The sequence below is a fragment of the Nonomuraea sp. C10 genome (assembly GCF_008017515.1).
Taxonomy (GTDB): domain Bacteria; phylum Actinomycetota; class Actinomycetes; order Streptosporangiales; family Streptosporangiaceae; genus Nonomuraea; species Nonomuraea ferruginea.
In genome coordinates this window covers 114,421-138,826 of the sequence record NZ_VPFF01000003.1, presented here as the reverse complement: position 1 = coordinate 138,826, position 24,406 = coordinate 114,421, and the positions used below count along the sequence as shown (strand labels likewise).

Genomic DNA, 24,406 nt, shown 5'->3' with positions numbered 1-24,406 from the left:
CCTTTATCGCGCTCCTGTTTCAGCGCCTCTCATCGACATTTCTTACGTCAGAGACGGGTAGACAGGTACGCTGAGGCCGAGAAAGGGGTTTCGATGCTGCTCAGCTTCCGCATGGCGAACGTCCTGTCGTTCAGGCACGAGCAGCGTCTCTCCCTGGTTGCCACAGAGCTGAACTCCGGGGACGCACGGCCCACAGCGGTGCGTGAGGCCGGTCGCCCTGTGTCAGTGGTGCCGGTCGCGGGGATCTACGGGGCCAATGCCTCGGGGAAAAGCAACACGCTCGCCGGGCTGAGGTGGATGCGCCGGGCGGTGCTGCGTTCGGTGGGGTGGGTCAACGAGGAACACCCGGTGCGCCGAGTTCCCTTCGCTCTCCATCCGGCGTGCGCGGGTGAACCCTCGTTCTACGAAGTGGATCTGGAACTCGACGGAGTTCGCTACACCTACGGGTTCGAGGTCGATAACGAGAGAGTGCGGGCCGAGTGGCTGCACGCCTACCCCAAGGGGCGGCGGCAGGTCTGGTTCGACCGCGACGAGGATGACATTCACTTCGCGGGCGAGGGACTGCGGGGGGAGAAGCAGGATCTCGTACGGAAGACCAGGCCTGACTCCCTCTTCCTCAGCGTGGCCGCCGAGTGGAACAACGAGCAACTGCTTCCGGTGTTCGCGTGGTTCCGGGACAACCTTGGACTGGTCACCCCTGACAAGGATCGGCAGCGGCACGGGTTCACCAAGGCCAGGGTGGTTCGCGAGGAGCGGTTCCGGGAGCACATGGGCCGGTTGCTGGGGCAGGCGGACCTCGGTGTGGTCGGCTTCGACCAAGAGGCGCTGGAGAGGGGCGAGATCCGCCTCCTGCATCGTGCCGATGACCACACGGTCTCACTGGACTTCGCACAGGAGTCCATGGGGACGCGTGCCTGGTTCGCGCTGCTGGGCCCGCTGATCGAGGCGTTCCAACGCGGGACCACGGTGCTGGTGGACGAGTTGGACGCCAGTTTGCACCCGGCGCTGGTGGCCGAGGTGCTCTGGATGTTCCAGGATGCGGTGGTCAACGCGCGCGGCGCCCAGATGGTGTTCACCACGCATGACGCGTCGCTGCTGCGACCGCTGGCAGGTGGTGAGCGCATCCTGGATCGGGACATGGTGTGGATGTGCGAGAAGGGCTCCGACGGCGCCACCCAGCTCTATCCGCTGTCGAGCCTGCGACCGCCGCCGCGCCCGAACGAGAACCTCGAACGCGGCTGGCTGCTGGGCCGGTTCGGCGGTGCCCCTCGGATCGCGCCGGGAGAGTTGGTGCGCGAGGTAGGAGAGGCGCTCTCGTGAGCCCGGACAGGGTGAAGAAGAAGCGCGAGCGTGGGTCTTCCTTGAGAGCCCAGGCTCCACCACGTGTCGCCAATCGCATCTTCTACGTCGTAGCTGAGGGAGCGGTAACGGAGTACGACTACCTCACCATGGTGCAGAACGAGTTCTCTGTACCGTGTTCGTTCCGCATCGACATGCCGAAGGCCCGACCGGATGACATGAAGCCGTGCAAGGTCGCCGAGCACGTGCTGACGGTGGCGGACGAGGACGCCAGGCGTTCTCGTGGGGAGCGGTACGCCGAGATCTGGGCGCTCTTCGACCGGGATCAGCACAGGGACGTGGGCCAGGCCTTGGACGCGCTTTCCGGCCATCCGAAGATCCGGGTGGCCTTCTCCAGCCCTTCTTTCGACTTCTGGCTGTACCTGCACTACGGGATGTACGACGTGCCGCAGAGCGGGTGCAACGATCACGTCCACCGGTTACTCGCGCAGCGCCCGGCTTTCGCCGGTTTCGGCGGGAAGGACAAGAGGATCACCCGGTCGCGGGCAGAGGACCTGCTGCCCCGCGTCGGAAAGGCTTATGCCAACGCTCGGAATCTGGGCATGCGCTGCGCATCCGGCGCGTGCGCTCATCCGGGCGGGGCCGAACCCGGCTGTGATCTCCTCGATCAGGACCCGTCCAGCGGCATGTGGCGGCTTCTCGACAGTCTGGGAGTCTCGGCCCGTTTCGCCCGCGACGAGCCTACGGCTTCAGGAAGGCGCCGAACTCGTCCAGGTCGATGAGGCCGTCGCCGTCCTGGTCCAGGCGTCGCACGCCTGCCTGGGCGGCTTCCAGGGTCACCGGCTGGCCGAGGATCTCCATCAGGCGGACGAGCTCCTCGGCCGAGATGCGGCCGTCCTTGTCCGTGTCGATGAGGTCGAAGGTGATCGCGTGGTCGCTCATGATGGGCATCCTCCGGGAGATCCGTTTCGGGTCAGACTTTAGTGGCGGTTTGTCGTAGTGCGTGGATGAATGCCGCTAACCGGCAGTCGACGTCTGCGGATGCCCGGCAGAGGCGCGGTCATGCCTGCCGATCCCCGATCTCCCAGACTCGTTCTTTGCCGGAATTTGGGGGTAGCCCGACCCGCATGCGTATGACGTACACGAGCGACCTCTGGTGGAAGAACGCCGTCGTCTACTGCCTCGACGTGGAGACCTTCAAGGACGGGGACGGCGACGGGGTCGGCGACTTCCGCGGGCTCACCCAGGAGATCGACTATCTGGCCGACCTCGGGGTCACCTGCCTGTGGCTGATGCCGTTCTACCCCACGGCCAACCGGGACGACGGGTACGACGTCACCGACTTCTACAGTGTCGATCCGAGGCTCGGCACGCTCGGCGACTTCGTGGAGTTCATGCGCACCGCGCACGACCGGGGCATGCGGGTCATCGCCGACCTGGTCGTGAACCACACCTCCGACCGGCACCCGTGGTTCCTGGAGGCGCGCAAGGGCAAGGACGCGCCGATGCGCGACTGGTTCGTCTGGAAGGACGAGCCGGGACCGGAGCCGGAGCAGGTGGTCTTCCCCGACCAGGAGGACAGCGTCTGGGAGCGCGACGACCGCTCCGGCCAGTACTACCTGCACAGCTTCTACAAGCACCAGCCGGATCTGAACATGGGCAACCCGGAGGTGCGTGACGAGATCTCCCGCATCCTCGGGTTCTGGATGGAGCTGGGGCTGGCCGGGTTCAGGGTGGACGCGGTGCCGTTCCTGATCGAGAACGTCTCGCCGCAACTGGGGGAGCCGCACGAGCTCCTGGCCGGCCTGCGCGCGTTCATGACCCGCCGTAAGGGCAACTCGGTGCTGCTCGGCGAGGTGAACCTGCCGTACAAGGAGCTGGTCAGCTACTTCGGCGACGGGCTGGGCGACGAGCTCACCATGTGCTTCGACTTCACCGTCATGCAGCGGGCCTGGCTGGCGCTGGCCCGCCGGGAGGCGGCGCCGCTCGTGGCCGCGCTGCGCGAACGGCCGGACGCGCCTAGGGACGCCCAGTGGGCGACGTTCCTGCGCAACCACGACGAGCTGACGCTGGACCAGCTCAGCGACGAGGAGCGGCAGGAGGTGTTCCGGGCGTTCGGGCCTGAGGAGCGCATGCAGATCTTCGGCCGCGGCCTGCGCCGGCGGATGCCGGGCATGTTCGACGGCGACCTGCGCCGGATGAAGCTGGCCTACAGCCTGATGTTCTCGCTGCCCGGCACGCCGGTGATCTTCTACGGCGAGGAGATCGGGCTGGGCGAGAACCTGGACGTCGAGGGCCGGATGGCGGTGCGCACCCCCATGCAGTGGTCGAAGGACGGCGGCTTCAGCCCGGCCGAGCCGGTGCGTCCGATGCCCGGCGGGCGGTTCGGGCCCGAGCACGTCAACGTCGAGGACCAGAAGCGCGACACCGATTCGCTGCTGCGCTGGTTCCAGCTGCTCATCGAACGCTACCGGGAGTGCCCGGAGCTGGCCTGGGGCGAGTACGAACCGCTGGACGCCGGGCATCCCGCCGTCCACGCGCACCGCAGCGACGCCGACGGCGCCACGGTCGTGGCCGTGCACAACCTGGGCGACGAGGCGGTGGAGGCCGAGGTGGAGCTCGACGGGCTGGCCGGCTCCCTGCTGACCGACCTGCTGGTGGACGGCACCGTCGAGGTTCCGGAGTCGGGCCCGGTGCGGCTGCCGCTCGATCCGTACGGGACGCGCTGGCTGCGTGTGTCGGCCCGCGAGAGGCCCGTCGAGGACGTCTCCGTCAAGGCCCGCTGACTTGAAACCGGGCGATCCGATCATCAGGGGTGCGGTGGGGTGGTGGCGGGCCAGGAGCGCATCGCCAGGGCGGCGGTGCGCTCCAGTTCGTCACGGCTCGCGCCGTCGCGGGCCTGGGTGGACATGCCCTGGATGACCGCCGCGTAGTAGACGGCCAGCGCCGCCGCGTCGGTGGACGGCGGCAGCAGGCCGGCCGTCACGTCGCGCTCGATGCGCTCCCTGAGCGCGGCCTTGGCCGCCTCCCGCTTGACCCGCAGGCCCTCCTCGACCTCGGACGACTCCGGCCCGCAGTTCACCGCCGCGGAGATGATCATGCAGCCGTGCGGGTGGCCGGGGTCGGTGTACTCGTCCGCGGCCTCGTGCAGGATGCGCTCGATGGCCTCGCGGGCCGTCGGCTCCTCGGCGAGCGCGCGGGCGGTGAACGCGCCGTAGCTCTCCTGGTAGCGCCGGAGCGCCTCCTCGAACAGCCGCCGCTTGTCGCCGAAGGCCGCGTACAGGCTGGGTGGCCGGATGCCCATCGCGGCGGTCAGCTCCGCGATCGAGGTGGCTTCGTAGCCGTGGCGCCAGAACATGCGCAGCGCCCGGTCGAGTGCCTTGTCACGGTCGAAGGCTCGCTGTCTCGCCATGCGAACCATTCTATAGCGATCGCTATGCTATTTTGCTGTAGCGATCGCTACAGAAAAGGAGTCCGACTATGAAGACCGCTCTGGTGACAGGCGCGAGCAGGGGGATCGGCCGCGCGGCGGCGCTGCGGCTGGCCCGCGACGGGTTCCGTGTCGGGGTGCACTACGGGGTGAACGAGGCCGCGGCCGAGGACGTCGTCCGGCTGATCGAGACAGGCGGCGGCAGCGCGTTCGCGCTCCGGGCCGACCTGGGCGACACGGCCGAGGTGGAGTCCCTGGCCGCCCAGCTCCGGCAGGAGACCGACCGGCTGGACGTGCTGGTGAACAACGCGGCCATCGGTACGTCCGTACCGATGGAGCAGGAGACGGTGGAGGCGTTCGACCGGATCTTCGCGGTGAACGTGCGAGGCCTGTTCTTCCTCACCAAGCGCCTGCTGCCGCTCATCCCGGACGGCGGCCGGATCGTCAACGTCACCTCGGGCGTGACGCGCATCGCCTTCCCCCAGGCGATCGCGTACGCCATGACCAAGGGCGCGGTGCAGACGTTCACGCTCGCGCTGGCCAAGGAGGTCGGCCCGCGTGGGATCACGGTCAACAACGTCGCCCCCGGCATCATCGACACCGACGTGAACGCGGGCTGGTTGCGTACTCCCGAAGGAGAGGCGTACGCGACGAGCGTGCACGCGGTCAACCGGATCGGCCACGTCGACGAGATCGCCGACGTGATCGCCTTCGCCGCCTCCCCCGGGGCGAGCTTCATGACCGGCAGTACCCTCGACGCCACCGGCGGCGGCAACCTGTAGGTCAAAGGTAGGAGGGGCCGGTGACGCGGTGCCGGAACGTCCACCACACCCAGGCCTGGGCCGCCACCATCAGCGGCATCATGGCCAGGACGACCGGCCCCAGCACCGCCCCCGACGTGCCGGGCTCCAGCGGCAGCCGGAGCCCGGCCAGCACGCCCACCACCATCAGGGCCACCGCCGTCAGCGCGTAGGTGCGGCCCTCGCCGGCGCCGCCCGACAGCACCGCCGCGCGCCGCCGCAGCTCGCCCCGGAGCCGGAGCGCGGCGAACGCCAGCCCGTGCGTGCCGAACAGCGCGGCCAGCGCCGCCACGGGCAGCAGCGCGAGCGGCCCGGTCATGCCGAGCAGCACGTGGCCGAGCAGCCCGCCCAGGCTCAGCGCCAGCCCCCAGCTGCCGGCCACGATCGCGCCGTCCCACCAGCCCTGCCAGAGCCGGCCGTCGAGCCGCCCGCGCAGCCACAGCCCGGTGTCCCTGACCACCCAGGACAGCAGCAGCGCCACCACCAGCGGGTAGTTGCCGCTCAGCAGCTCGCCCTCCAGCTCGGGGAAGAGCCCGGCCAGCACGCCGGCGGTGACCACCAGCCACACCTCGTTGCCGAGGAAGAACGGGGCGATCGCGGCGATCGCCTCGCGCCGCTCGGCGGGCGTGCGCCCCAGGTACGGCAGCGCCATGCCGACGCCGATGTCCGCCCCGGCCAGCACCAGATAGCCGAGCGCGAAGAACGCCAGAATGAAGATCTCCATAATCGCTCCTCAGAACGCCGGGACGGGTTCGGGCTTCTCGGCGGGCCGCGCGCCGAGGCCGACGGCGGCGGGCCCGCGCCGCGCGGTCCTGGCCAGCAGCCAGGAGTTGATCACGGTCAGCGCGGCGAACACCGCCGTGAACGCGATCAGGGAGAAGCGCATCACCCCGTCGCCCACCGGCGACATCGCGTCCTCCGTGGTCAGCAGCCCGTAGACCGCCCACGGCTGCCGCCCGACCTCCCGGAAGACCCATCCGCCGATCATGGCCCCGAACGGCAGCGGGATCGCCGCGATCAGCACCACGTGCCAGACGCGGAAGCCGTGCACCACCGGCCGGATGAGCATGAGCACGAAGTTCAGCCCCGACAGGAAGAACATGATCCCGAACAGGATCAGCATGGTCAGCGCCCCGGCCTGCACCCACTCCACGGGCGGCAGGTAGTCGCCGGGCCCGTGCAGCGCCGTCATCTCCACCTGGACCGCGGCGGCGCGGTCGGCGTCGCCCGTCCAGGCGGCGATCTTGCCCGGCTGCAGCGTGGCGAACCCGACCCCGCCGAACGCGGCCGTGACCATCGTGGCGGGCAGCGCCACGCCCGCCCCGATCCGCAGCGACTTGCGGAAGAAATCCTGCTCAGGGGTACGCCTGAGCAGGTGGTAGGCGCTCACCCCGGCCATGAAGAAGCCGCCGACCATCATCGCCCCGCCCAGGACGTGCCCGAGCGCCACCATCGCCGCCGGGTTGGCCACCATCGCGCCGAAGTCGGTGATGTGCAGCGTGTGGCCGTCTGACCGGTAGCCGACCGGGTTCTGCAGGAAGCCGTTGGCCACCAGGATCCAGAACGCGGACGCGTACGCGGTGAGCGCGACGATCCAGATCAGCGCCAGGTGCGCCCACCGGTTCAGCTTGTCCCAGCCGAAGATCCACAGGCCGAGGAACGTCGACTCGATGAAGAAGGCGACCATCGTCTCCAGCGCCAGGGCGGAGCCGAACACGTTCCCCGCGAACTCCGCCAGCCCGCTCCACGCCATGCCGAGCTGGAACTCCATGACGAGCCCGGTGACGATGCCCATCGCGTAGTTGATGATGTAGAGCTGGCCCCAGAACCTGGTCATGCCCAGGTGGACCGGGCTGCGGCTGATCGTGGCCCGGGTCTGGATGACGGCCACCAGCGTGACCAGGCCGAGCGTCAGCGCGACGAAGAGGAAGTGCGCGCCCGCGGTCAGGGCGAACTGCAGGCGCGCGAGGTCGACGGTGTCCATGCGAGCCACGATCCCGTCATGGTCTCGCCCGCGGCGTCCGCCCCCGGCGGGCATTCACCGTACGTCCAGGGTCACAGACGTGCCCCGGGATGTACTCCTCAGGAGGTAAGCCAGCCCGGCGTGATGACACCGGCCTCGTAGGCGAGCACCACGAGCTGGGCGCGGTCGCGCACCCTGAGCTTGGTCATGATGCGGCTGACGTGGGTCTTCGCGGTGGCCGGGCTGAGCACCAGCTTGGCCGCGATCTCGTCGTTGGACAGCCCTCCGGCGACCAGCGCCAGCACCTCGCGCTCCCGCTCGGTGAGTGCGTTGAGCTCGGGGCCGGGCTCGGGCCGCTTGACCCGGCCGGCGAACTCGGAGATCAGCCGCCGGGTGACGGACGGCGCGATGAGCGCGTCGCCTCTGGCCACCACGCGGACGGCGTGGATCAGCTCGGCCGGCTCGGTGTCCTTGACCAGGAACCCGCCGGCGCCCGCGCGCAGCGCGCCGTAGACGTAGTCGTCGAGGTCGAACGTGGTCAGGATGATCACCTTGACCGTGTCGAGCCGCGGGTCGCCGGCGATCCGGCGGGTGGCCTCCAGGCCGTCGAGCTCGGGCATCCGGATGTCCATCAGCACCACGTCCGGCCGCAGCTCGCGGGCCAGGGTCACGGCCTCGGCGCCGTTGCCCGCCTCCGCCACCACCTCCAGGTCGTCCTCGTCGCTGAGGATGGACCGGAACCCGGCTCGTACCAGGTTCTGGTCGTCGGCCAGCAGCACGCGGATCATGGGGCTCCGTCCAGCGGTAGTGAGGCGAGGACGCGGAAACCGCCCTCCGGTCGTGGCCCGGCCTCCAGGCTGCCGCCGAGCGCGGCGGCGCGCTCGTGCATGCCGCGCAGACCGAAGCCGCTGCCCTCGGTGAACGTGACTCCCGGGCCGTCATCGTCCACGCGGATCAGGATATGCCGGTCATCTGAGGAGACGCTGAGCGTGGCCTCGCCGGCGCCGGAATGGCGGGCGACATTGGTCAGCGCCTCGCGGATGATCCGGACGGCGGCCAGGTCGACCTCGACGGGCACCCGGTCGAGCGGCCCGGACAGCTCGGTGTGGACCTTCAGCCCGGACGCCCCGACCAGCTCGTCCAGCCGGGACAGGCTGTCGGCGGGCGCGGTCGGCGCGTCCTCGTCGACCTGGCGCAGCACGCCCAGCGTGGTGCGCAGCTCGCGCAGCGTCTCCTTGCTCGTCTCCTTGATCGTGCGCAGCGCCAGCTCGGCGTCTTCAGGCCGCTTCCTCATGCCGTGGAGCGCCGCCGACGCCTGCACGTTGATCAGGGAGATGTTGTGACCGAGCACGTCGTGCAGCTCCCTGGCGATGCGCAGGCGCTCCTCGCCGGCCCGCCGCCTGGCCTCCTCCTCCTTGCCGCGCTCGGCCTCGTGCGCCCGCTGCTCGGCCTCCCGCAGGTAGGCGCGGCGGTTGCGGGCCACGCTGCCGCCCGCGATGGCCGCCACCACCCAGCCGGCGATCATGACGAACGTGCTGTCGTCCACGTGGCGGACCTCGCCGCTCTCGCCCAGCCCCATGGCCAGCAGCGCGACCGAGCCGGTGGCGATGGCGGCGATGAGATGGCCGCGATCGGCCGCAGTGTAGAGCACCAGGAACGGCAGGAAGATGATCGGCGCGTCCAGCGAGGTGAAGGGATAGTAGGCCACGGTCGCCCCCATCACGGCGACCAGGGCCCCCACCGGGCAGCGCTCGCGGAACAGCACGCCGGCCATGGCGACGACGGGCAGCACCACGTCGAGCACGCCGGGATGCCGGTCGGCGCGGACCACCCAGGTGACGGCGAGCGCCACCACGGCCACCGCCACGACGGCGAGTGACATGACCGTGCTTCCCGGCAGCCTGCGCATGCCCCCCATTCTCCCGGTCCGCGCAGCGTACGGGCCATACACCGGAAGTCGTAAGCGGGCCGCTCGCGGGTACAGCCCCGGGATGAGCAACGAAGAGGAACTGCGCCGGCTCGACGAGGACATTGCGCGGCTGAAGCAGGAGAACCGCGAGCAGCGCGAGCAGATCAGGGACATGGGGGCGACCGACCAGACGGAGATCGCCTCCCTGATCACCCAGGCCGACGAGCAGGCGGGACTCATCTCCGAGTTGGAGGAACGCCGAGAGAGCCTGCGTCGTCGGCAGGGCTGAGGACAAGGCGGACGGGACGGGTCAGCGCAGCGCGGCCCCCACGTCGTGCAGGTGCCGCAGGGCCTGACCGTACGAGCGGAACAACCCGGTCTCCAGGTAGCTGACGCCGATCTCCTCGCAGTAGCGCCGCACGATCGGCTGGGCCTTACGGAGGTTGGGCGCCGGCATGTTCGGGAACAGGTGATGCTCGATCTGGTAATTGAGCTGGCCGAGGGCGATGTCGGTGACGACGCCGCCCCTGACGTTGCGCGAGGTGAGCACCTGCTTGCGCAGGAAGTCCAGCTTGTCTTCGGCGGTGAGCACCGGCATGCCCTTGTGGTTGGGCGCGAACGAGCAGCCCAGGTACACGCCGAACACCCCTTGGTGCACGATCAGGAACAGCAGCGCCTTCCCGAACGGCAGCACGGCGAAGACCGCGCCGAAGTAGAGCACGAAGTGCGCCAGCAGCAGCACGCCCTCGGTGCGGCGGCGCCTGGCTCCGGGCTGGAACAGCGCCTTCACGCTGGCCACGTGCAGGTGCCAGGCTTCCAGCGTGAGCAGCGGGAAGAACCAGAGCGCCTGCCGCTTGGCGATGAACCGGGGCAGGCCGCGGCTCCTGGACACCTGGTCCTCCGACCAGACGATCACCGCGGGGGAGACGTCCGGGTCGTGGTCCTCGTGGTTGGGGTTGGCGTGGTGCTTGTTGTGCTTGGTGTTCCACCAGCCCCAGCCGAGGCCGATGCCGAGGTTGCCGACCAGCATGCCGACGAGGTCGCTGGTGCGGCGCGTCCTGAAGACCTGGCGGTGGCCGAGGTCGTGGGCGATGAAGCCGACCTGGGTGAAGACCACGGCGAGCACGACGGCCACGAGCAGCTGCAGCCACGAGTCGCCCACCCAGACGAACAGCGCCCAGCCGCCCACGAAGGAGGCCGCGACGATGGCGCCTCGGACGGCGTAATAAACGGGACGCCGGTCGAGCAGACCGGCCTCATTGATCTTGGTGGCGAGTCTGGCGAAGTCACTGCCTCTGGTCGCCAGGCTGGCGGGTTCGGCCACAGGTCTCCCTCGGTGTCGCGATGGACGGATGCCCCCAGACTGACGCATCCGCTGCCCTCGTGAAAGATCCGGAAGCGCGGGTCGGCCCGCGAACCCCTTGCCTGCCGGTCAAACTTGCTCAAAATTGGGCAAGCTTCCCCTGCAGTGCCTCGAACGGGAGCTGCGGCACAGTCGCCTCGCTGAACTCCGGCAGCCCCACCACCAACTCCTCGCCCACCACCCGCAACCCCCGTGCCGCCGCGCGGGCGTCCATGCCGCGCCGCTCCATGGCGTAGAAGGAGCCGCGGCCGTAGTCGATGCGGATGCTCTCCAGCCCCGGCCGCTCCCGCGCCAGGCAGGCGCCCATGGGCTTGCCCAGCGCGTCCGGCGTGACGCCGGTGTGGGCGCTGCCCGCGACCACCAGCGTGGGGGCGGCCACCGTGTCCAGCACCCGCCGGGCCATGGCGGAGTCCCTGTCCGGCCGGTCGGCGCCATCGAACAGCGTGAGCGTGATCGGGGACAGCCGCCGCAGCACCGCGAGGTGCCCCGCGGTCACCCGGCCGTCGCCCACCCACCAGTGCGCGCTCTCCAGCGGCGTGCCGTGTCTCAGGTACGTGTAGAGCTCCATGGTCAGGCCACCGTGCCAGTCGAGCGCCAGGCTGCCGAGCCCGAGCGCGTCCATCAGCCGCAGGATGACCAGCGGGTTCTCCCGTACTCCTGGCATCTCGCCGAGCAGCAGCAGGCCGGTCTCCATGAGCGACCGGCGCGCTCTCGCCAGGGCGGCCTCCTCCATCGGCAGCTCGAACCCGCTCGTGTCGAAGTCGGCCACGGCCCGCGTCAGGCCGTCGATGGTGTCAACGCCCGGCATGCCCTCAGGGTGATCGGGAACGTGGAGCGGTGCAACGGCCGTGTCGCCCAACGGTCGTGCGCGTTCGCCCAGCGGTCAGGTCACCGCGCGGACAGCCGGTCGAACAGGGCCAGCGCCGCCTCCCGCACCTCCTCGGGCGAGAGCCCGTCCAGCGTCCGCCTGGCCTGCGCGATGTCGCGGGTCGTCGCCAGCGTGATGGCCACGGACGACGCCGCCGCCCGGTCGACGGATCCGGCGGGCGCGGCGTCGGCCAGCTCCTGGGCGTTGGCGGCGAGGTCGAGGTTGTCGTTCAACGGGGCTCCTCAGTTGGTCGATCGGGCCATTGCATCATTCTGCGGCGTATTGTTTCCATCACTCGTTGAATGACGACTTGAGCGGGTCGTGGGCCGTCACGCACCCGGGACGGCCAGCCCCGACTCGTAGGCGGCGATCACGGCCTGGACCCTGTCGCGCAGGCCCAGCTTGGCCAGCAGGTTGCTGACGTGCGTTTTCACCGTGTGCTCGCTGACCACCATGGCCTCGGCGATCTCCGCGTTGGACAGTCCGCGGGCGATCAGCTGCAGCGTCTCCCGCTCCCTGGCCGTCAGCACGTCCAGCGCCCCGGGCCTCGGCCTGGCCGGCCGGGACGTGAACTCGCGGATCAGCCGCGTCGTCACCGACGGAGCCAGCAGCGACTCGCCGGCCGCCACCACCCGCACCGCGTTCACCAGGTCGTCGCGGCGCACGTCCTTCAGCAGGAACCCGCTGGCGCCGGCCCGCAGCGCGTCGTACACATAGTCGTCCAGGTCGAACGTGGTCAGCATGAGCACCCTGCACCCCGTCTCCGCGCACACGATCCCGGCGGCCTCGATGCCGTCCATCCGGGGCATGCGGATGTCGAGCAGCAACACGTCCGGCCGGTGCTCCCGCGCCGCGGCCACCGCCGCCAGCCCGTCCCCCGCCTCGGCCACCACCCGGATGTCCGGCTGAGCGTCCAGGATCATCGCGAACCCGCTCCGCACCAACTCCTGATCATCCGCCACCACCACCCGAATCCCATTCCCCGCCTCCCCTTGACGTGCGGTGCCGACGCGAAGAGGCGGCTCTTCAGACGGCCCCCCGCCCGGGTGTCCCGTTGGTGGGAGGTTTGCGCGGAGAGGTGCGTCGTGCGGGGGAAGTTCTTCAGGCTGCCCGCCGAGGGTGAGGGCGGGGGTTGGGGGTGAGGGGGTCATGAGAGGGGGAGGCGGGCGGAGACGTGGAAGCCGGGGGCGTCGGTGCGGGGGCCGGCGGTGGCGGTGCCGCCGCAGGCGGTGGCGCGTTCGCGGATGCCGATGAGCCCGTGGCCGCCGGAGGGCAGGGCGCGGCCGGCGCCGCGGCCGTCGTCGGTGACGTCGATCATGAGGGTGTAGTCCTCCCAGGTGAGCCGGATGCCGGCACGGGTGGCGCCGGCGTGCTTGACGATGTTGGTGAGCGCCTCCTGGACGATCCGGTACGCGGCCACGGCGCTCGCGGCCGTCACCGGCCTGGGCTCGCCCGCGACCTCGAACGTCACCTCCAGCCCCGCGCCGGAGACCTGCGCGGCCAGCTCAGGCAGGTCGTCGACGGTGGGCTGGGGCGCGCGCGGCGCGCCGCCGTCCTCCTTCAGCACCCCCAGCATGCGCCGGATCTGCTCCATCGCGTCACGCCCGGCCCCCGCGATGGCGTCGAACGCCGCCTCCGCCCGCGCCGGGTCCTTCCTGACCGCGACCGGACCGGCCTCGGCCTGCACCACCATGAGGCTGACCGCGTGGGCGAGTATGTCGTGCATCTCCCGGGCGATCCTGGCGCGCTCACGCTCCGCGGCGCGCTGGGCCTCCAGCTGGCGTTCCCTCTCCAGCCTGGCGGCCCGTTCCTCCAGCGCCGCCGCCTGGGCCCGGGAGCCGGCCGCCGCCCTGCCCATCGCGTACGCCGCCACCAGCAGGATGCCGCTGCGCAGCGCCGTGTCCGGAGAGCCGGGCAGGAAGAACGACCCCACCACGGTGCAGGCGAGCAGCAGCATCCGGACCGGCCGGGACGACAGCGCGGCCACCGTGTAGTAGGCGACCAACTGGCCGTACCAGACGGGCTGCTCGGCGACGGGGGCGGCCAGGTCGTACAGCAGGCTCGTGGTCAGCGACACGATCAGCACGGCCAGCGGGGCCCGGCGGCGCCAGACCAGGGGCAGCGAGGAGGCGACCGCGACCACGTACCCCCACCAGTGCCACGGCAGGCCCTCGTACTGCCGGGTGGTCAGCAGCGGCCAGAGCTGCGCGCCGGTGACCAGGAGAGCGAGCGCGCCGTCCACCAGCAGGGGCGGCAGCGCTCGCGCGCGCCGCCGCAGCACGGTGACAAGCGGGGGCTCCTGCACGGCTCCCCATCCTCCCGCACCGTACGGCGAATCCCGAAATATCGCCCCCGTACGAGGGACGGCCCGATCAGACATGAGCCGGGACGGACCGGCTCCTGGCCCGCAGCGCCAGCGGAAGGAACGCGACCACGGCCAGCGCGGAACCCACCGGGATGAGGTCGAGCGAGATCACCGGAAGCACGGTCTGGGCCAGGACGAGCAGCGGCATCCAGGGCCGCACGTGACGCCCGGCGGCGAGCTGCGCCGAGAGGGCCACCAGAGCGGCGTAGAACAGGACGGGCCCGGCCTGGTAGACCAGCAGCGACACCCCCGGCACCGCCTGGACCTGGTCGAACAGCGGCCCCATGGCCTCGTGGTCGGCGGCCATGAACCCGACCACCACGTCCACGGCGAACTGGACGAACGCGAACCCGATCCCCGCGAGACCGGCGGCGAACGTGACGGTGGCCATCCGGGTGCGCCCGAGCAGCGCCCGCATGTCGTGGAGCATCACCGCGAACAGCACCAGCGCCGCCATGAACGCCAGGTGGCCGAGTGTCCAGGCCGCCCCGGGTCCTCTGCTCCCGTCGAACCCGTCGACGATCCTGAGCACCCCGTAGACCAGGGCGAGCAGCGGCGCGGCCAGGTACGAGCAGGCCGCGAGGGTGGTGGGCGGTGTGGCGGGGGGAACGTGCCGGACGGACATGGTGGCTCCTTCGAAGCGGTCGAGGTTGCCCACCCATCCTGAGATTTCCGGCGCCTCGGCGGATCGCCGCCAGGGGCGATCCTCGGGCTCACTCTCACGAGGGATGTCAGGCCTCGCCCGCGGCGAGCCTGGTGACCGCGTCGGCCACCCGCCGCTGCCTGGTCTCGGCCTTCTTGGCGCCCTCGACCTGCAGCACGACGCGCCGCTGCCGGGAGTACGACAGGCCGTCGAAGAACGCCTTGGCCGGGGGCGCCCGGTCGAGCGCCTCGGCCAGGTCGGGCGGCACGGTGACCGTGCGGGGCTCGGTGTCGAGCTCCAGGCCGACCTCGATCTCGTTGCCGGCGGCCACGCCCGCGCCCTCGCGGTTCTCGGCGGCGAGCGGCAGCATGGAGCGGCCGCCCATCGGCGCCACCGTGCTGCGGTAGACATATCCGTTGATCGTGACGCGGACGGGCGGGCGTCTGCCCGCTCCCAGCCCGGCCACCACCTCGGGCGGCACCTCGATCCCTGTCGCGGTCCTGCCGCTCAGCTCGACAGTGGCACGGAAGATCATCGGAAGAACCCCTTGAGTACGGGCGCGAGAGCGGCGGGCTTGACGATGTGGGTCTGGCCGTCGAGCGTGCGGTGCTCGGCGTCGGGGAGCACCCGGGCCAGGTCGCGGGTGCCGTTGCGGATCCAGGCGGGGCTCTTGCTGCCTTCGATGGTCAGGGCCGGCATCTTGACGCCGTCCCACCGGCCTTCGGGCAGCGGCCTGCCGTGCTCGAAGTCGGTCACGAACGCGGCGTCGTACGGCAGCGTACGGGCGACCTTCTTCATCGCCGACCAGCCGGGCATGAGGGTCATCATGGCCACCACGGGGGCGGGCAGGTTGACGCCCCGGCGCATGAAGTAGCGGATCGCCGCGCCCGGCCTGCCCTGGGCCAGCATGGTCTCGATGCTCGCCGTGTAGTCGGCGGGGATGGGCGGGCGGGTGCCGTCGACGATGAAGGGCGGCTCGTACACGGCGATCTTGCTGACGGGCAGCCCGCTCGCGGCGGCGGCCAGGGCCAGCGCGGCGCCGGAGGAGATGCCGTACAGGAAGACCGGCTCGCCGATCATCTCGATGAGGGCGGCGATGTCCTCGATCTCCCGCTCGGGGGCGAACGGCGTGGTGTCGCCGCTCTCGCCGCGTCCGCGCCGGTCGTAGGTGTAGACCGTGTGGGTGTCGGCCATCTCCTGGGCGAGCGGGGTGTTGGGGCCCGAGGCGCGGTAGCACATCGCGCCGTCGACGAGCAGCAGCGCGGGGCCCTGGCCGGTGCGCGTGTAGGCGATGGTGGTGCCGTCGCGGGAAATCACGGTGTTCATGTCCTGCCTCTTCCGTTCGGGGTACCTTGAGGGTTCCACCGACAAATATATTTGTCAAGGGCGCCATCGTGGAGGATCGGTCAGGGCGGGAACGGGTCCGGCATCGGAGGGTTGCGCATGGCTGACGAGAAGATGGCTCGCAAGGCGTACGAGAAGGAGTTGTACCGGCTGCAGGGCGAGCTGGTGAAGATGCAGGAGTGGGTGCGGGTCGCGGGCGAGCGGGTGGTGGTGGTCTTCGAGGGGCGTGACGCGGCCGGGAAGGGCGGCGCGATCAAGCGGGTGGCGGAGTATCTCAACCCGCGCGTCACCCAGATCGTCGCCCTGCCGGCCCCCACCGAGCGCGAGCGCACGCAGTGGTACTTCCAGCGCTACGTCGAGCACCTGCCCGCGGCCGGCACCATCGTGCTGTTCGACCGGAGCTGGTACAACCGGGCGGGCGTGGAGCGGGTGATGGGTTTCTGCACCGAGGAGGAGCACTCCCGGTTCCTCCACCAGTGCCCGATCTTCGAGCGGCTGCTGGTCGAAGACGGGATCCTGTTGCGCAAGTACTGGTTCTCGGTGAGCGACGCCGAGCAGGAGCGGCGCTTCCGCAAGCGGCTGGAGGACCCGATGCGCCGCTGGAAGCTGTCGGCCGTCGACCTCGAGTCCATCACCCGCTGGGAGGACTACTCGCGGGCCAAGGACGAGATGCTGGTCCACACCCACATCCCCGAGGCGCCCTGGCGCGAGGTGGAGAGCGAGGACAAGCGGCGGGCCAGGATCAACATGATCAGCCACCTGCTGTCGACGATCCCGTACGAGGACGTGCCCCGCCCGGAGATCCAGATCCCGGAACGCCCGCCGGGCACCGGTTACCGCCGTCCGCCGCGGCTGGAGAACCATGTGCCGGACGTGACCCGCCCTTGACTTCTTATTTAGAGGATGCGCATCCTCTAAATATGACTTATGTGATCGCTGAGCCCTGCGTGGACGTGATCGACCGGGCCTGCGTGGAGGAGTGCCCGGTCGACTGCATCTACGAGGGCGCGCGGGCGCTCTACATCCAGCCGCTCGAATGCGTCGACTGCGGGGCGTGCGAGCCGGTCTGCCCGGTGGAGGCCATCTACTACGAGGACGACCTGCCCGAGCGGTGGCAGGTGTTCGCGGGCGACAACGCCGCGTTCTTCGCCGAGACGCTGCCCGGCAGGGACGCGCCCCTGGACTCGCCCGGGGGAGCGTCGAAGCTGGGCAGGCTCGGCGTCGACACCCCGCTGGTGGCCGGCCATCCGGTGACGTCATGACCGGGCTGGACCGGGCGCGGGCCCACGAGGTGCTGTCCGTGCCCAGCCGGGTCACCCTTCTGGACCTGCTGCGCGAACGCGCCGAACCGCTCGACGCCCGCGAGCTCGCCGCCGGGACCGGCCTGCACGTCACCACCGTCAGGTTCCACCTGTCGGCGCTGCTCGAAGCCGGGCTGGTCGTCGAACGGGCCGAGCGCAGCGGCGGCCGGGGCCGGCCGCGTGCGGTGTACTCGGCCTCCTGGGCGGCGGAGCCGGAGCACGGGCCCTACCAGGAGCTCGCCGAGCTGCTGGCCCGCCACTTCGCCGACACCCCCGCCCAGCGGGCCCGCCGGGCGGAGCGCGCCGGCGAGGAGTGGGCGGTGCGGCGGCTGAGCCCCGCCGCGACCCCGGCGGTGAAGAGGGACGGCCGGTCGGCGGAGGACGCCCGGTCGGCGGTGAAAGGGGACGGCCGGTCGGTGGAGGACGCCCGGTCCGAAGTGAAGGGAGATGCTCGGTCGGCGGTGACGGCGATGTTCGCCGAGATGGGGTTCGACCCCGAGCCGACCGGCGACGGGCGCATCCTGCTGCACGGCTGCCCGTTCCGCGCCACCGCCCGGTCGCATCCCGAGGTGGTCTGCGCCGCGCATCGCGGGCTGCTGCGCTCGGCTGTCGAACTCCTCGACCCGGGCGCGCCCGGCCTCGAACTGCACGCGTTCGTCCGTCCCGAGCTCTGCGTGATCACGGCCGGCGGCGAGGCCCCCGAGCCGCACGGGACGTCACGATGAGCCGCGCCCGCTTCCGGAGCCCGACGTGGTGCTGACTCCCGCGCCGGCCCGCGACCGGGTCGAACGGCCCGCGCGGCGCCCCCTGACGTCCTGGCTGTCGTCCACGGACCACAAGGTCATCGGCTACCTCTACCTGATCACGTCGTTCGGGTTCTTCCTGGTCGCCGGGGTCATGGCCCTCGTCGTCCGGGCCGAGCTGGCCCAGCCGGGCCTGCAACTGGTCAGCAACGAGCAGTACAACCAGCTGTTCACCATGCACGGCGCGATCATGCTGCTGCTGTTCGCCACGCCGCTGTTCGCCGGGTTCGCCAACGTCATCATGCCGTTGCAGATCGGGTCGCCGGACGTGGCCTTCCCCCGGCTCAACATGGTCAGCTACTGGCTGTTCCTGTTCGGCGGGCTGATCGCCGTCAGCGGCTTCCTCACCCCCGGCGGCGCCGCCGCGTTCGGCTGGTTCGCCTACACGCCGCTGTCCAGCGTGATCAGCTCGCCGGGCGTCGGCGGCGATCTGTGGATCATGGGCTTCGCGCTGAGCGGGCTCGGGACGATCCTCGGCGCGGTCAACTTCGTCACCACGGTCATCGGCATGCGGGCGCCCGGCATGACCATGTTCCGGATGCCGATCTTCACCTGGAACGTGCTGCTGACCAGCATGCTCGTGCTGATGGCGTTCCCCGTGCTGGCCGCCGCGCTGCTGGCGCTGGAGTCGGACCGCGCGTTCGGCACCCAGATCTTCGCGCCGGAGAACGGCGGGGCGATGCTGTGGCAGCACCTGTTCTGGTTCTTCGGCCATCCCGAGGTCTACATCATCGCGCTGCCGTTCTTCGGCATCATCACCGAGGTCATCCCGGTCTTCTCACGTAAGCCGATCTTCGGTTACCTCGGCCTGGTCGGCGCGACCATCGCCATCGCCGGGCTGTCGATGACCGTGTGGGCCCATCACATGTTCGGCACGGGCCAGGTGCTGCTGCCGTTCTTCTCGTTCATGAGTTTTCTGATCGCGGTGCCGACCGGGGTGAAGTTCTTCAACTGGATCGGCACGATGTGGCGCGGGCACCTGTCCTTCGAGACCCCGATGCTGTTCTCGATCGGCTTTCTGGTCACCTTTCTCTTCGGCGGGCTCACCGGCGTCATCCTGGCCTCGCCGCCGCTCGACTTCCACGTCACCGACACCTATTTCGTGGTGGCCCACTTCCATTACGTGGTGTTCGGCACGGTGGTGTTCGCGATGTTCGCCGGATTCTTTTTCTGGTGGCCGAAGATGACCGGGCGGATGCTCGGCGAGAGGCTCGGGAAGATCCAGTTCTGGCTGTTGTTCGTCGGTTTCCACACCACGTTCCTGGTGCAGCACTGGCTGGGCATGCTCGGGTTCCCGCGCCGCTACGCCGATTACGGCGCGGGTGACGGGTTCACCCTGCTCAACCAGATCTCGTCCGTCGGCGCGCTGATCCTCGGGCTGTCCACGGTGCCGTTCCTCTACAACGTGTGGAAGACCTCGCGCGGGCCGCGCCGGGTGACGCTGGACGACCCGTGGGGGTTCGGCGGCTCGCTGGAATGGGCCACGAGCTGCCCGCCGCCCCGGCACAACTTCTCCTTCATCCCGCCGATCCGCTCCGAACGGCCCGCGTTCGACCTCCACCACCCCCGGGAGTGATTCACTCCCCGCTGACGACGTCGTACACCAGCAGCCCGTCCTCCCGCAGCCGGGCGCCCGCGCTCGGCTGATGCTCGGCCGTCGCGCCCGAATGGCTCAGGTGCAGCACGGGCACGCCCCTGGCCAGCACGGCGAAGTCGGCGATGAGCCGCCGGTGGCAGCGCCACCACAGGGCCTCGGCGCACATCACGGCCGTGCGGCCGGCCGCGGCCTGTGCCAGCAGCTCGTCCATGGCGGCCAGGAAGCCGGGGTCGCGGGTGTGGCCGGCGTAGCCGCGGAAGGACTCGTTCTCCCAGAAGGTGTCGGGGGAGTCGGGCGCGGGCCTGCGGAAGCCGCCCAGCCGCCGGTCCCAGCGGTAGCCGATGCCGGCCTCCGGGAGCCAGACGGCCAGCTCCTCGCGGCGCGCGTCGGGGTTGCGCCTGCTGCCCGGCGCCGTCCGTACGTCCACCACCGCCTCGACGCCGGCGCCGCGCAGCAGGCCCGACAGCTCCGCGCGGCCGGCCGTGCCGTGACCGAAGGTCAGCAGCGGTTCGGTCACCGTGTCTTGGCGACGGTGAGCAGGCAGGCGGCGTCTTCCAGGGCGTCCAGGCTGTGCCGCGCCGGAGGGATGATCAGGAGGTCGCCCGCCATGCCGTCCCAGGAGTCCCCGCCGCTGTGCAGCCGCACCCGGCCGCGCAGCACCTGCAGGGTGGCCTCGCCGGGGTTCTCGTGCTCGGCGAGCGACTGGCCGGCCTTGAGCGCGATGAGCGTCTGCCGGAGCACGTGCTCGTGGCCGCCGTACAGGGTCTCGGCGCTGCGGCCCGTCGAGGCGTCGCCGGCGCGCTTGAGGTGCTCGCGTACGAGGGCTTCCAGAGATGTCTTCTGCATGCCTTCGAGTCTGGCATCAGGGGTGACCGGCAATCACCGCAAGGGTCAGGGATAACGGCACGGCCACAAGGGGCGATATATAACCATAAAGACGTCATAATCCTGTCCAGCTTCCGGCAGTGCCGGAACAGGAAGGCGGAGACAGGATGGTCGGGTTCGCGGTGTTCGCGGGGAAGACCGGGAAGGCCACGTTAACAGGCCCACGGATTCTGGCCGTCGCCATCGCGGTGGTCGCGCCGCTTCTGGAGATCGCCGCTCTCGTGCAGTGGGCCGGGCTGCCCGAGGCGTGGACGCCCCAGCTCACCGTCACCCCGCAGTCCGCCGTGGTGCTCACCTTCCCCGCGGTCGGCGCCTACCTCATCGCGCACCGGCCCCGGCTGAACATGGCCTGGATGATGTGCGCCGGCGGACTCGCCGCCGGGCTCAGCGACTTCTTCCAGTCGCTCATGCTCCGGGTCGCCGCCGACGGTCACCTGATGCTCGCGGGCTACCTGCGTCACACGTACATCGTCTTCTGGGCGGTGTGCGGGCTGACGCTGACCGCGCTGCTGCCGCTGTACTCGCCCGACGGGCGGCTGCCCTCGCCGCGCTGGCGCTGGGCGCTCGCGCTGAGCGCGGTCTCGCTCGGCACCGAGATGCTGCGCAACATCACCCGCCCGGACCCGTCGCCGATCGGCTACCGGTTCCCCGAGGTCGTCCCGAACCCGCTGCAGATCCGCGCGCTCGCCCCGTACCAGGAGATCATCTCGGAGACCGCCTGGGCCGGCATCTACCTCTCGCTGGCGCTGGCCGCCCTGTCGATGGCGCTGCGGCTGCGCCGGGCCGACCCGGTGGGCCGGCGGCAGATCGGGTGGCCGCTCTTCGCGTTCACCGGATACATCGTCTTCCTGGTCGTCGGGACGGCCGTGCCCGGCCTGGTGTGGGTGGCGGTGCTGTGGTCCGCGCTCATCCCGGTCGCGGTCGCGTTCTCGGTGATGCGCTACCGGCTGTACGGGATCGACACCGTCATCAGCCGCACCTTCGTGGCCGCCGGGCTGCTCGTCGTCATCAGCGCGGTCTACTTCGGCGCCGGCGCCGTGGCCAGCCTGGGCGTCTCCGGGTACGACAGGGTCGCCGGGCTGGCGTCCGCCCTGTTCGCCGGGGCGTTCTTCCAGCCGCTGCGGCGCGTGCTGCAGCGGGCCGTCGACCAGATGCTCTACGGCAAGGTCGGCGACCCCCGGCTGCTGGCCGCCCGGCTCACCCAGGCGATCCGGCGCGGCGACCCGGCCGAGGCGCTGACCGCGGTCGTCGGCGTGCTGCGCGACGGGCTCGCGGTCGAGGGGGTGGCCGTGGAGGTGGCCGACGGCGAGCCCCGGTACGTGGAGAACGGCCGGGTCGGCGACCGGCCGCGCGAGGTGCCGCTGGTCTGGCACGGCGAGCGGGTCGGCCGCCTGCTGGTGGGCGCTCCCGGGCCGCGCCGCTTCCCGGCCGCGCACAACGAGCGGGTGCTCGCCACCCTCACCCCGTACGCGGCCGACGTCGCGCACGCCGTGCGCATGGCGGCGGACTTGCAACGTTCCAGGGAGCGCATCCTGACCACGCGCGAGGAGGAACGGCGCCGGCTCCGCCGCGACCTGCACGACGGGCTGGGGCAGAGCCTGGCGGGCATGGCCATGCTCATCAACATCGCCCGAGGCCGCCTGAAGGAGGCGCCGGACTCGGCCGACGCCCTGCTGCGCGAGCTGCGTACCGGGATGGACGCCGTCGCCGGCGACATCCGCGAACTGGTGTACGGGCTGCGCCCGCCGGCCCTGGACGACCTGGGGCTGGCGCGGGCGGTGCGCGAGCTGGCCGAGCAGGCCTCGCCGGAGATCGAGATCGAGGTGTCGGCCGAGGGCGACCTGTCGGAGCTCCCGGCGGCGGTGGAGGTGGCCGTCTACCGCATCGTCCAGGAGGCCCTGACCAACGTCCGGCGGCACGCGCGCGCCGAGCGGGCGCGCATCCACCTCCAGCGGGAACGCGAGGTGCTGCGGGTGACCGTCGCCGACGACGGCCGCGGCCTGCCGGAGAGCCGCCGGGCGGGGGTCGGCCTCAGCTCGATGCGCGAGCGCGCGGCCGAGCTGGGCGGGATCTGCGTGATCAGCGGCGGGCCCGGCGAGGGCACCCGGGTGGAGGTCATGCTCCCTCTCCTGCCCCAGCCGGCCCCGTCACCGAACAGCGTCTCCTGACGCGGGCGCCTGACGACTCCGGGCCGCGAGGCCGCCGTGGCAACGGCGCTCAGCGCCTCCGGCCCCGCGCCGCCCGCCTCCGGCCGAGCGGACTCCGCCTCCGCTCCTGCTCTTCCTGCTTGCGTCTGCGTTGCCGTCCGAGGAACCAGCCGGCGCCCAGGATGGCCAGTCCGATGGGGGTACGCGCGAGCCACCGCGCCAGCGCGACTTTGAAAAGACCCTTCATGACGGGACCCCCTGCCCCACAGGGGCCGTGCCACACGACGGGCTTTCAGCGAGCTGAAACCGGAGTGTCAGCGGGGCTGCCTAAGATCCGCATCATGACATCCAGCGAGGGGACTCCCGGCAACGGCCGGCAGGGCACCGCGCACTTCGTCCATGTCGATCTCCACGTCCACTATCGCCAGGCCTACCTCGTCGACGACGAGGCGACGGGGCCCCACGGCCTGCCGGCGGACGACCCGGCCCATCCGGTCGGCATCATCAGGGTCGAGGAGGGAGCCGCGTTCCTGATCACCGGGGTCGACACCGGGACGGTCGGGTTCACGGTGGCGGTGGCCGACCGCGATCCCGGGCCCGAGCTGGAGGAGTTCGAAGACATCGTGGAGGTGGGGTTCAGGTCCGCGGTGGGGCGGGTGGCGCTGCACGAATGGGGCGGCCCCGCTTATGAGCTGCCGCCGCTGCCCGCCGGGCCCGGGTGGTACCGGTTGCGTTACCACGCCCGGGGGATGGACGGCCCGGTCGACGACGACTACCTGTTGCAGATCTGGCCCCAGGAGTCGGCCGAGCCCCGCGTCGTCAAGAGCAGCAGCGCCACGCTGCAGTACTGGCTGCATCCCGGCTGACGCCGTTGCGTACGCCCCGCGGACGTCGATGTCATCGTCCCGTCCGCCCGCCTGCGGGCCCGAACCGACCTTCCCGATCAGAATGGCCGCTCCGGCTCGGCAGGCTGAGCTGGGAGCCGGCCCGCCGTCCCTGGGCGGGCGGCTCCCTCTGGTGGGGCTGAGCTGGAAGCTGGCCCGCCGTACCTGGGCGGCCGGTTTCGGCCCGCAGGGGCTCGTTTTGTCAGAGCCAGCTGGCCCGGACGCTGTCGCCCGCGTTCTCCGGCGGGTTGCCGAGTTCGCCTGCGCGTACGGCGGCGAGGGTGCGTTCGACGCAGGCGATGATCTCGGGGGCGCGCTCGCGGAGGGCGAGGGCGTCCTGGGGGTACGACTCCTCCACGTTCCCCTGCTTGAGCACCACGTCCAGGTCGCCCAGGCGGTCGGCCAGCCAGCCGAGCGGGTCGGCCGACAGTTCCCTGGCGAAGACCCGGGGGCCCGGGTCCCAGCCGGTGAAGACCGGGTGGTGGTGGGTCCGGTCGAAGCTGCCCGGCCGCCCGTCGACGGACTCCAGCAGGTCCACTCGCCAGATCGGCCGGCCGAGGCTGATCGGGCGGGCCGAGTAGACCGTGCCCCGCAGCTCGCCCTCGTCGAGCATCCGCACTTCGAGCCGGACGCCGTGCTCGGCGCCCTCCTGGCCCTTGTTGGGTTGCGGGTCGACGAAGTAGATGTCGCTGACGGCCACGCCGATCCGCTCGAAGCCGAAGACGTACAGCACGAGGTACCCCTCTCCGTTCGGTTCCTCCTCCTCGGAGTATGAGCAGTGCTCGCCCAGGAGAAAAGCGTTGGG

The 24,406-nt window shown here is 70.9% G+C and carries 29 protein-coding genes; 11 read left to right on the top strand and 18 right to left on the bottom strand.

Annotated features, from left to right (window positions below; all coding sequences use genetic code 11):
* Nucleotides 1-93 precede the first annotated feature (93 nt).
* Both FR742_RS32120 and FR742_RS32115 read left to right on the top strand, forming a co-directional pair.
* Complete coding sequence (locus FR742_RS32120) at nucleotides 94-1,320, top strand: ATP/GTP-binding protein (RefSeq protein WP_148035081.1); 1,227 nt, start codon at nucleotides 94-96, stop codon at nucleotides 1,318-1,320.
* The gene (locus FR742_RS32115; RefSeq protein WP_187281470.1) at nucleotides 1,317-2,081 is read left to right on the top strand and encodes an RloB family protein; all 765 of its coding nucleotides are present in this window, start codon (nucleotides 1,317-1,319) and stop codon (nucleotides 2,079-2,081) included. Before FR742_RS32120 ends, FR742_RS32115 begins: the two co-directional genes overlap by 4 nt.
* Here the strand turns inward: FR742_RS32115 and FR742_RS32110 are convergent.
* Complete coding sequence (locus tag FR742_RS32110) at nucleotides 2,041-2,241, bottom strand: EF-hand domain-containing protein (RefSeq protein WP_308249192.1); 201 nt, start codon at nucleotides 2,239-2,241, stop codon at nucleotides 2,041-2,043. The genes FR742_RS32115 and FR742_RS32110 overlap by 41 nt on opposite strands.
* A gap of 185 nt (nucleotides 2,242-2,426) precedes the next feature.
* On the opposite strand from FR742_RS32110, the gene FR742_RS32105 reads away from it, so the two are divergent.
* Nucleotides 2,427-4,085 carry an alpha-amylase family protein gene (locus tag FR742_RS32105; RefSeq protein ID WP_148035078.1) on the top strand — a complete coding sequence of 553 codons (1,659 nt, stop codon included), beginning with the start codon at nucleotides 2,427-2,429 and terminating at the stop codon, nucleotides 4,083-4,085.
* Between the two features lie 23 nt (nucleotides 4,086-4,108).
* On the opposite strand, the gene FR742_RS32100 is transcribed toward FR742_RS32105, so the two are convergent.
* Nucleotides 4,109-4,711 carry a TetR/AcrR family transcriptional regulator gene (locus FR742_RS32100; protein ID WP_148035077.1) on the bottom strand — a complete coding sequence of 201 codons (603 nt, stop codon included), beginning with the start codon at nucleotides 4,709-4,711 and terminating at the stop codon, nucleotides 4,109-4,111.
* Nucleotides 4,712-4,779: 68 nt separating this feature from the next.
* Between FR742_RS32100 and FR742_RS32095 the strand changes: the two genes are divergently transcribed.
* Nucleotides 4,780-5,511 (top strand): SDR family NAD(P)-dependent oxidoreductase, encoded by a 732-nt coding sequence (locus FR742_RS32095; protein ID WP_148035076.1) that lies wholly within the window; start codon nucleotides 4,780-4,782, stop codon nucleotides 5,509-5,511.
* Nucleotide 5,512: 1 nt separating this feature from the next.
* Here the strand turns inward: FR742_RS32095 and FR742_RS32090 are convergent, their stop codons facing one another.
* The 4 genes from FR742_RS32090 to FR742_RS32075 form a co-directional block, all read right to left on the bottom strand.
* The gene (locus FR742_RS32090) at nucleotides 5,513-6,253 is read right to left on the bottom strand and encodes a cytochrome d ubiquinol oxidase subunit II (protein ID WP_148035075.1); all 741 of its coding nucleotides are present in this window, start codon (nucleotides 6,251-6,253) and stop codon (nucleotides 5,513-5,515) included.
* A gap of 9 nt (nucleotides 6,254-6,262) precedes the next feature.
* Entirely contained in the window at nucleotides 6,263-7,513 is a 1,251-nt protein-coding gene (locus FR742_RS32085) for a cytochrome ubiquinol oxidase subunit I (RefSeq protein ID WP_148035074.1), read from the bottom strand.
* A 98-nt stretch (nucleotides 7,514-7,611) separates the two neighbouring features.
* Nucleotides 7,612-8,280, bottom strand: coding sequence for a response regulator transcription factor (locus FR742_RS32080; RefSeq protein ID WP_148035073.1), 669 nt, complete (start codon nucleotides 8,278-8,280; stop codon nucleotides 7,612-7,614).
* Nucleotides 8,277-9,401, bottom strand: a complete 1,125-nt coding sequence (locus tag FR742_RS32075; protein WP_261808911.1) for a sensor histidine kinase — start codon at nucleotides 9,399-9,401, stop codon at nucleotides 8,277-8,279. The genes FR742_RS32080 and FR742_RS32075 overlap by 4 nt, the downstream gene beginning before the upstream one ends.
* A gap of 82 nt (nucleotides 9,402-9,483) precedes the next feature.
* Between FR742_RS32075 and FR742_RS32070 the strand changes: the two genes are divergently transcribed.
* Nucleotides 9,484-9,690 carry a hypothetical protein gene (locus FR742_RS32070; RefSeq protein WP_148035071.1) on the top strand — a complete coding sequence of 69 codons (207 nt, stop codon included), beginning with the start codon at nucleotides 9,484-9,486 and terminating at the stop codon, nucleotides 9,688-9,690.
* A gap of 21 nt (nucleotides 9,691-9,711) precedes the next feature.
* Here the strand turns inward: FR742_RS32070 and FR742_RS32065 are convergent, their stop codons facing one another.
* From FR742_RS32065 to FR742_RS32030, 8 genes are all read right to left on the bottom strand, one after another.
* Nucleotides 9,712-10,725 carry an acyl-CoA desaturase gene (locus FR742_RS32065; protein ID WP_261808910.1) on the bottom strand — a complete coding sequence of 338 codons (1,014 nt, stop codon included), beginning with the start codon at nucleotides 10,723-10,725 and terminating at the stop codon, nucleotides 9,712-9,714.
* A 118-nt stretch (nucleotides 10,726-10,843) separates the two neighbouring features.
* Nucleotides 10,844-11,572: a hypothetical protein gene (locus FR742_RS32060; protein WP_148035069.1), complete on the bottom strand. Its 729-nt coding sequence runs from the start codon at nucleotides 11,570-11,572 to the stop codon at nucleotides 10,844-10,846.
* An 80-nt stretch (nucleotides 11,573-11,652) separates the two neighbouring features.
* Nucleotides 11,653-11,865 carry a hypothetical protein gene (locus FR742_RS32055; protein ID WP_148035068.1) on the bottom strand — a complete coding sequence of 71 codons (213 nt, stop codon included), beginning with the start codon at nucleotides 11,863-11,865 and terminating at the stop codon, nucleotides 11,653-11,655.
* Between the two features lie 96 nt (nucleotides 11,866-11,961).
* On the bottom strand, nucleotides 11,962-12,606 hold the full coding sequence (locus tag FR742_RS32050) for a response regulator transcription factor (RefSeq protein WP_261809095.1): 645 nt from the start codon (nucleotides 12,604-12,606) through the stop codon (nucleotides 11,962-11,964).
* A gap of 173 nt (nucleotides 12,607-12,779) precedes the next feature.
* Nucleotides 12,780-13,937, bottom strand: coding sequence for a sensor histidine kinase (locus FR742_RS32045; RefSeq protein WP_261808909.1), 1,158 nt, complete (start codon nucleotides 13,935-13,937; stop codon nucleotides 12,780-12,782).
* Nucleotides 13,938-14,004: 67 nt separating this feature from the next.
* Nucleotides 14,005-14,622 (bottom strand): hypothetical protein, encoded by a 618-nt coding sequence (locus FR742_RS32040; protein WP_148035065.1) that lies wholly within the window; start codon nucleotides 14,620-14,622, stop codon nucleotides 14,005-14,007.
* Between the two features lie 106 nt (nucleotides 14,623-14,728).
* Nucleotides 14,729-15,175, bottom strand: coding sequence for a YdeI/OmpD-associated family protein (locus tag FR742_RS32035; protein WP_148035064.1), 447 nt, complete (start codon nucleotides 15,173-15,175; stop codon nucleotides 14,729-14,731).
* Nucleotides 15,172-15,966, bottom strand: a complete 795-nt coding sequence (locus tag FR742_RS32030) for an alpha/beta fold hydrolase (RefSeq protein ID WP_148035063.1) — start codon at nucleotides 15,964-15,966, stop codon at nucleotides 15,172-15,174. Before FR742_RS32030 ends, FR742_RS32035 begins: the two co-directional genes overlap by 4 nt.
* Nucleotides 15,967-16,083: 117 nt before the next feature.
* On the opposite strand from FR742_RS32030, the gene ppk2 reads away from it, so the two are divergent.
* The 4 genes from ppk2 to ctaD are packed head-to-tail and all read left to right on the top strand — an operon-like array spanning nucleotide 16,084 to nucleotide 19,664.
* The gene (gene ppk2 / locus FR742_RS32025) at nucleotides 16,084-16,872 is read left to right on the top strand and encodes a polyphosphate kinase 2 (protein ID WP_148035062.1); all 789 of its coding nucleotides are present in this window, start codon (nucleotides 16,084-16,086) and stop codon (nucleotides 16,870-16,872) included.
* Nucleotides 16,873-16,904: 32 nt separating this feature from the next.
* The gene (fdxA, locus tag FR742_RS32020; RefSeq protein WP_148035061.1) at nucleotides 16,905-17,246 is read left to right on the top strand and encodes a ferredoxin; all 342 of its coding nucleotides are present in this window, start codon (nucleotides 16,905-16,907) and stop codon (nucleotides 17,244-17,246) included.
* A complete protein-coding gene (locus FR742_RS32015; RefSeq protein ID WP_148035060.1) occupies nucleotides 17,243-18,010 on the top strand; it encodes a metalloregulator ArsR/SmtB family transcription factor in 768 nt (255 codons plus the stop codon). Before fdxA ends, FR742_RS32015 begins: the two co-directional genes overlap by 4 nt.
* A gap of 31 nt (nucleotides 18,011-18,041) precedes the next feature.
* Nucleotides 18,042-19,664, top strand: a complete 1,623-nt coding sequence (gene ctaD, locus FR742_RS32010) for a cytochrome c oxidase subunit I (protein ID WP_261809094.1) — start codon at nucleotides 18,042-18,044, stop codon at nucleotides 19,662-19,664.
* Between the two features lies 1 nt (nucleotide 19,665).
* Here ctaD and FR742_RS32005 read toward each other — a convergent pair whose 3' ends face one another.
* Both FR742_RS32005 and FR742_RS32000 read right to left on the bottom strand, forming a co-directional pair.
* Nucleotides 19,666-20,202 (bottom strand): DUF488 family protein, encoded by a 537-nt coding sequence (locus FR742_RS32005; protein WP_148035059.1) that lies wholly within the window; start codon nucleotides 20,200-20,202, stop codon nucleotides 19,666-19,668.
* Nucleotides 20,199-20,531, bottom strand: a complete 333-nt coding sequence (locus FR742_RS32000) for a cupin domain-containing protein (RefSeq protein WP_148035058.1) — start codon at nucleotides 20,529-20,531, stop codon at nucleotides 20,199-20,201. The genes FR742_RS32005 and FR742_RS32000 overlap by 4 nt, the downstream gene beginning before the upstream one ends.
* A gap of 146 nt (nucleotides 20,532-20,677) precedes the next feature.
* Here FR742_RS32000 and FR742_RS31995 point away from each other — a divergent pair, with 146 nt between their 5' ends.
* Nucleotides 20,678-22,738 carry a sensor histidine kinase gene (locus FR742_RS31995; protein WP_148035057.1) on the top strand — a complete coding sequence of 687 codons (2,061 nt, stop codon included), beginning with the start codon at nucleotides 20,678-20,680 and terminating at the stop codon, nucleotides 22,736-22,738.
* 49 nt (nucleotides 22,739-22,787) lie between these two features.
* Here FR742_RS31995 and FR742_RS46640 read toward each other — a convergent pair whose 3' ends face one another.
* A complete protein-coding gene (locus FR742_RS46640) occupies nucleotides 22,788-22,964 on the bottom strand; it encodes a DUF6203 family protein (RefSeq protein WP_219546034.1) in 177 nt (58 codons plus the stop codon).
* Nucleotides 22,965-23,058: 94 nt separating this feature from the next.
* Between FR742_RS46640 and FR742_RS31990 the strand changes: the two genes are divergently transcribed.
* The gene (locus FR742_RS31990; RefSeq protein WP_148035056.1) at nucleotides 23,059-23,583 is read left to right on the top strand and encodes a hypothetical protein; all 525 of its coding nucleotides are present in this window, start codon (nucleotides 23,059-23,061) and stop codon (nucleotides 23,581-23,583) included.
* A gap of 220 nt (nucleotides 23,584-23,803) precedes the next feature.
* Here FR742_RS31990 and FR742_RS31985 read toward each other — a convergent pair whose 3' ends face one another.
* A complete protein-coding gene (locus tag FR742_RS31985; RefSeq protein WP_148035055.1) occupies nucleotides 23,804-24,334 on the bottom strand; it encodes a hypothetical protein in 531 nt (176 codons plus the stop codon).
* Between the last annotated feature and the right edge of the window lie 72 nt (nucleotides 24,335-24,406).